Below are 6,327 nucleotides of genomic sequence, written 5' to 3' on the forward strand. Positions count from 1 at the left end.
TGTTAGAAGTCTAATTATAACACTAAAAGTTTTTACTCTCTTTTAACACTTGTTATGAATGTAATATTTTTATTCTCAGTCACTAATATTTAAAAGAATTACGACGAATAACAGAAGCGAAAAACTTTAAAAAACAGGAGTTTTTAGACTTTAAAAGTAGATTGCAAAAATGTTAAATATTTAAAAATGAATATAAAAATTTAATTTGGAAAAAAAATTCACAAAAAGATTTGTGTTCTATCAAAAAAGTTATACTTTTGCGCCCGCTTATTATGTTTTATACCCAACAACAATATTTTCAATAACATATCAATATCTCTATTAAATAGAAATTAATAAAACCAATGGATCGACAAATGATGTCAAAAATCTTTTTTAAGTGGGTAATGTTTACCCTTTTAATTCTTCCAATAGTAGTAACAGGGCAGGTTATCAGTGGGATTATTCCTCAGAGCCCTGTACATTTTGCTAATAATGCTGATTTTTCGGTAGGTACACTCACTATTACTTTCAATATGCCTGCAGGTAAAACTACAGGTGAGTTGGAGGTAAGACTTGCAGCTGGTATTGAGTATATCTCTGGTTCTGTGGCAGCTACGGGGGGCACTATAGCTCTCAAAGCGGGCGCTACTAATGCCAATAAACCAGTGTTTACTATCAATGCTGCTGGTGGAGCTACTGTAGTAGTAAGCTTAAAGCGTAAGGCTACTAAAGCTGTGCTTACTAATTCTGAACTTGCTACAGGTTTGTTTGATGAAGCTGTGCTTACCATTGGTGGTGTCTCTACTAATCCGCCCGCTAAAAATACACAAGGTTACAATTTACCACGTCCTACCCTTACAGTACAACAACCTGAAGGAACACAAGGGAATGCGGCGGGAACACACAACAAAGAATATGAAATTCAAAATACAGGGAATGGAATAGTGCGTGATGTGTACTTTTCTATTGCTTATCCCTCAGGAGTAACAGGCAATTCGGTAGCCTATAAAATAGGAAGTGGTACTTATACTGCACTCACTCAGGTAGGTACGGTACCTACTGGTTTCCCTAATGCAGGCAAACCCTTGTACAAAGCACCTGCGATACATTTGGCTAAAGGGCAAAGTGTGAAGATACGCGAAAACTATACCGTTACAGGTTGTACCAGTGGGCGACAAATAATGTACTACGCCTATTGGGGTGTAGCCTCTAATAACCTCTTTGAGAGTAGTCCAGTAGCCAGTAAAACCCTCAATATCGATTCAGGTAAGCCGTTAATTGATTTAGATAGAAATAATTCTAACAACACCTATTTTACTTGGGGCGATGGGCTTTCAGGCAATAAATTAGGTACTTATACGGTTAGATATCATAACATAGGTACAGGGTTGAACCCTACCGCTTCTAAGATTAGAATTAAACTTTTTGAACGACATATAGGTGTTTTTCGTTCGCATAAACCTACTAACTTCCGCTTAGTATATACTGATGGAGGAGTGGAAAAAGAGATTCCCATTCCTGCGACAGCTATTAGTCAACCGGTTGCTAATCAAGCAATAATTATCAGTTTTGACAATATGCCAGAACTATTGGCTACTCACGCTACTTATGGCAGCAAAAATATAGGTTTTACTGATGAAGATGGCGATGGCTATCGCGATGAATTAAAAAAGAGTGCAGGCTTTACTCTTCGTTTTGACTATGTAAAGAATAACGGTATTACTTGTTTATCTTCAGGTTTTAAAGAATTCCTTATCAACCCAAGTTCTGAAATGTACTGTGAAAATGTTTGTGGCGTTCCTGGAGATAATGGAGGTGCCTATCTGCACGAACAGACTTTTGAACGTTTTGTAAATGGAGTGTCTGACGGGTCTTATTTTCCTAAGCAATTGGTAGAAAATGTATCTAAACAAGGTTATCTTATAGCCAACTTCAATGTTTCGGGCTACACCCATAACCAACGCCTTAAAGGAGGTGCTTCTCTTCAAAATCCTCGTTTGTATAAATACAAAATAAAACTACCTTCTGGAATAGAACTTAAAAATGTGAAGTTTCACAAAGGATTTAAATACGGTACAGCTACCGAAGCACCCACCTCTTTAGGTAATGTGCCAGCAGGAGGAGAACTTACTTATACTACAACTACTACAGCTTATGGTTATATCACTTTTGATATACTACTAACTAACTGTTCGGGTACCAATGCTAGTATAGATTATAGTGTTTCGTATTTAGATAAAAATGGGGCTACCAATACCTATTCTGAAATACCTTATGTATGTAATAGTACGGTGATTAATACCGTTTGTACTACTTCTTGTACGGTAGATGGCCCTACGATGCTTAGCACTAAGATAGAACGTGCTGATAACTCTTACGGTTGGAAAAACTATACAATGGCAGTACGCCAAACCCGCGACCAAGTGTCAGAACTACAACGCCAGCGTGCACTGTATTTAGACGATATAGAAGTGATTTCTACCGGTAAAGAGCTAAACGTACCGACTAACAACCTTTATTATCACGCTTCTTTTTCAAAACGACCAGGGTTAAAACCTAAATCAATTGTCTTTACAATGGGTACCCATTCGGTTACTTTAGCGGGTACTACTGCCGTTAAAACAACGGTAGGCGATAGAGATAATTTCCGCTGGGATCTCACTTCGGCACTACCTACAGGAGGCATCCCTGCTAACGGTACTTTTACGGTAGTAGCTACCTATCAGGTTACTAATAATAGCGATACCGATAGAGCTAGTTCTCACGACATAGAATCAGGTGGTGAAAACTTCTTCTATCGCTTAGATAATCCAGCTACCGATACCGCCCTTAACGCACAAGGCTATCATATAGCCCAAAAACACTGTGGGGTAAACCTATATGCTACTTTCTTTTACGCCAACTTGTGGAGCCACCTCAATACTAACACCTATTATGTAGATGGTTGTACCCCAGCAGCTATAGGAGCAAGTAACCAAGTGTTTGCAGGACGTCGTTTTGATTCAGGAGGTAACTATTTCCTTGATGAGTTCCGTCCATCACGTTTGATAAAAAAACTGACCTTTAAGATACCGAGTTCAATGAATTACGTAGCTAATCCAACCTATGTATACCGACAAAAGTATGGTACAGAATCATCACCTATTCCTTTTGTCCTTACTTTGGTGTCAGATGACGGTACCTATAAAACCTATACCTATATAAACCCTGCTAAAGGACAGCCAGGGCACTTACCTGCGGGTGAAATATCAGTAGAAAACTTCTACGATAGCTACATCAAAACAGCCTTACAAGCTACCTGCAAAACAAAAGTGTGGGATAACTTTACAAAATCAAAAGCTAATAATATGCTGGTGAAATCGGAAATACAATACGAAGATTTCTACTATCATTACGCAGCACAAGGAGGCTCTGATGTCAGAACCTATGCAATGCCTGAAGGACAAACAGCTGTATTCCACCGCTATAAACCTGATGTAACCCTAACCACTCTTACCCCACTAACGGTAAAAGTGAACAAGCGCGAACAAGATCTGCGTTTTAGCTTGGCAAACTCTACCCAATCTGATGCGCCTTATAGCTGGGTGTCTATTCCTGATGTTACAGGGGTAGAGATACTTTCGCTTACCGAAATAGATAACGTAGGGGCTCACGTGCGCACCTATACTGCCCAAACTAGCATTTCGGGCGAAAAGATGTTCTTCTTAAACCAAGGAGGTGCACCTGGTACGATTGCTAAAAATGCCACTCGTTATTTTAAGGTAAATTACAAGATTACCAACTGCAATGCTAACTACGCGCTAAAAGTATACGCGGGTTGGAATTGTAACGGAAACCCTATTGGTGGCTATAAAAGCACTTGTAGCGATAAATCTATCACCTATAATATTTCGATAGCTAAAAGCAAAAAAGAAATAGCAGCCGACCCTTCTAACCCTGGTTATCACGATCCTAACAAAGTAGGTAGTATTTCTATGTGTGCTAAAACACCTTATAGTTATATTATCAATAGTGCCGATGAAGGAGATATTTATGATGCTAAATTGGTAGTTACACAAGCAGCTGGTATTACTTTCCACGACATAGAAGTGGAATATCCGCTTGGTAGTGGTGTTAAATATAATACTACTACCCCTGTAAATGGTAAAAAAATAGGACATACTATCACAGGTAGTAAACATACCTTTGATATTAGTGCCATCTTGCCAGGAGGTAGCTTGCCAGGGTCACTATCAGAGCCAACAATAGCTGCTAATCGTCAGCTTAAACTTACCTTTAAGGTAATGCCTGATTGTGATTTCTCAGCTGGTTCTTCTTTTGATATTGATATTGAAGGCAATGACCTCTGTAGCAACCCTGCTTCTGGCGATAAAAGCCGTGCTATCATTGCGGGTATCGCTGGCGTAAATGTTAATAAATATAATATTACCCTTGATCCTCTTACCTATGTAAGTGGTAATGGAACCCAATGCGATTCGGGGGTAGTTTATAAAACAAGGGTAACAGTAAACAGTAGCGACCCAACTTTTGCAATGGGTAGTAACGCCCGTTTAAGATTTACTATTCCCGAAGGGTATGAGTTAGCCTCTTCGTTTGCTTTTTATGGTGCTAGAACTCCTTACGGGCCTGGAGCACATTGGTCTAATCCAGTCAGAAAACAAGCTGAAGAACGCACTTTAGCCAGTGGTAGTGAATTGGTATTAGATATTCCTGCTGGAATGTCAAACGGACAGTTCTTTGAGTTTGGTATTAAGATAATACAAAAAGCCAATACACTTATAGATTGCACTACCCCTAAAACCCTAAAAGCCTTTACAACTGATACAGTTACAGGGGTTACTTGTAGTCTTTTACCACCTCCAAGTACTTGTCCTGCACTAACGGTAGGTACTTCGCTCGAAAGAACAATACAAGTGAAAAACGATCGCCCTGAACTCTCATTTAAAGATATTAAAGTTACTACTGTACCTCAAAGCGGTAAAGAAAAACTTACTATTAAATATAAGGTAACCAATGCAGCTACCGCTTCAGCTACTCTTACTGCGCGCCCTGTAGTGGCAAGCCTTTATTACGATGCTAATAACAACGGTCAGGTAGATAGCGGCGACACTAAGCTCACTACCTATACCGCTACCGAAACTTTGAACAAAGGAGTTACTTCACCTGAAAGAAGTTTTGACTATTTAGCAGACCAAAATAAAGTATGTCGCTTGCTCTTGGTACTCAAAAATGAAGATAATGTATGCCTCTGCGGTGATGTAGCTACTAAAGTAACGGCTCCTACCGAGATTAACGGATTGGTGAATAGCCTTACTACTTGTGCTACCGATAGTGTAACCTTCCAATATAGTACACAAGCACCTGCTTATGCGGGCTACGAGTGGAAGGCGGTAAGTCCAGCAAATGCATTGGGCTACTTAAATAACATCAATACGCCTACCCCTACCTTTGCTTATATGGGAGCTCCACTTAGCAGTGCGCTAACCGTTACTTATAACTTAGTAGTAAAACGCACCAACGGTTGCGAGGCTACTCAAACGGTAACGGTATTGGTGAAAGCGGTACCTGCACCTGCGCTTACTGTATCACCTACCTTAGTAGTAAGTTGTAAGGATTCTAATGTAACCACTGCTATCAGCAATTGGTTGCAACAAGCAGCTACAGCTACTGTTAGTGCACCTTGTGCTACCATCGCGACCCTTACTCATAACTATGAGAGTGTGAAACCTGCCAACCTTTGCGAGGCTACTGTTGTAACAGTTACCTATACCGCTAAAGATAATTTTGGCAATACCACTACTAAAACTACTACAATTACTATTGTAAGTGTAGAGGCTAATAGTGAAACAATTACAGTAACTCACGGAGCTATAGCTACCACCACTACCCAAACGGTACTCACTAACGACAAGGCAAACACGCGCTCTGCTACTACAAGTACGGTCAGCTTAACGGTTACTACCCCTGCAGTAGGGGCAACCGGCAGTGCTACACCTACGCTCAATAGCAATGGTACTATTACTGTACCAGCAGGTACCAAGTCGGGTACTTATCAAATAGGTTACCGTATTTGTACTACGCTTGCAGCAGTTACCGCTTGTGATACAGCTACTGCTACTATCGTAGTAGGTACTCCAACGATTACCGCATCACCAGATACCTTTACCTTAACTACGGGTACTAGCACCAAGTCAGTAATTGATAACGACCATATCGGCACCGCTACCACTACAACCCACACGGTAACTATAGGTGTAGTCACCCCTGCAACGCCAAAAGCCCCCGGCACCGCTACGCCAACACTCGACCCGCATACAGGTAAGATTACCGTGCCTAACAACACTC

At 40.4% G+C, this 6,327-nt stretch carries 1 protein-coding gene; it reads left to right on the forward strand.

The annotated features are described in order from the left end of the window. Nucleotides 1–356 precede the first annotated feature (356 nt). A partial coding sequence (locus tag HMPREF9073_RS03645; RefSeq protein WP_034555274.1) for a hypothetical protein occupies nucleotides 357–6,327 on the forward strand: 5,971 nt, incomplete at its 3' end.

The organism is Capnocytophaga sp. oral taxon 326 str. F0382 (assembly GCF_000318295.1).
Classification (GTDB): Bacteria; Bacteroidota; Bacteroidia; order Flavobacteriales; family Flavobacteriaceae; genus Capnocytophaga; species Capnocytophaga periodontitidis.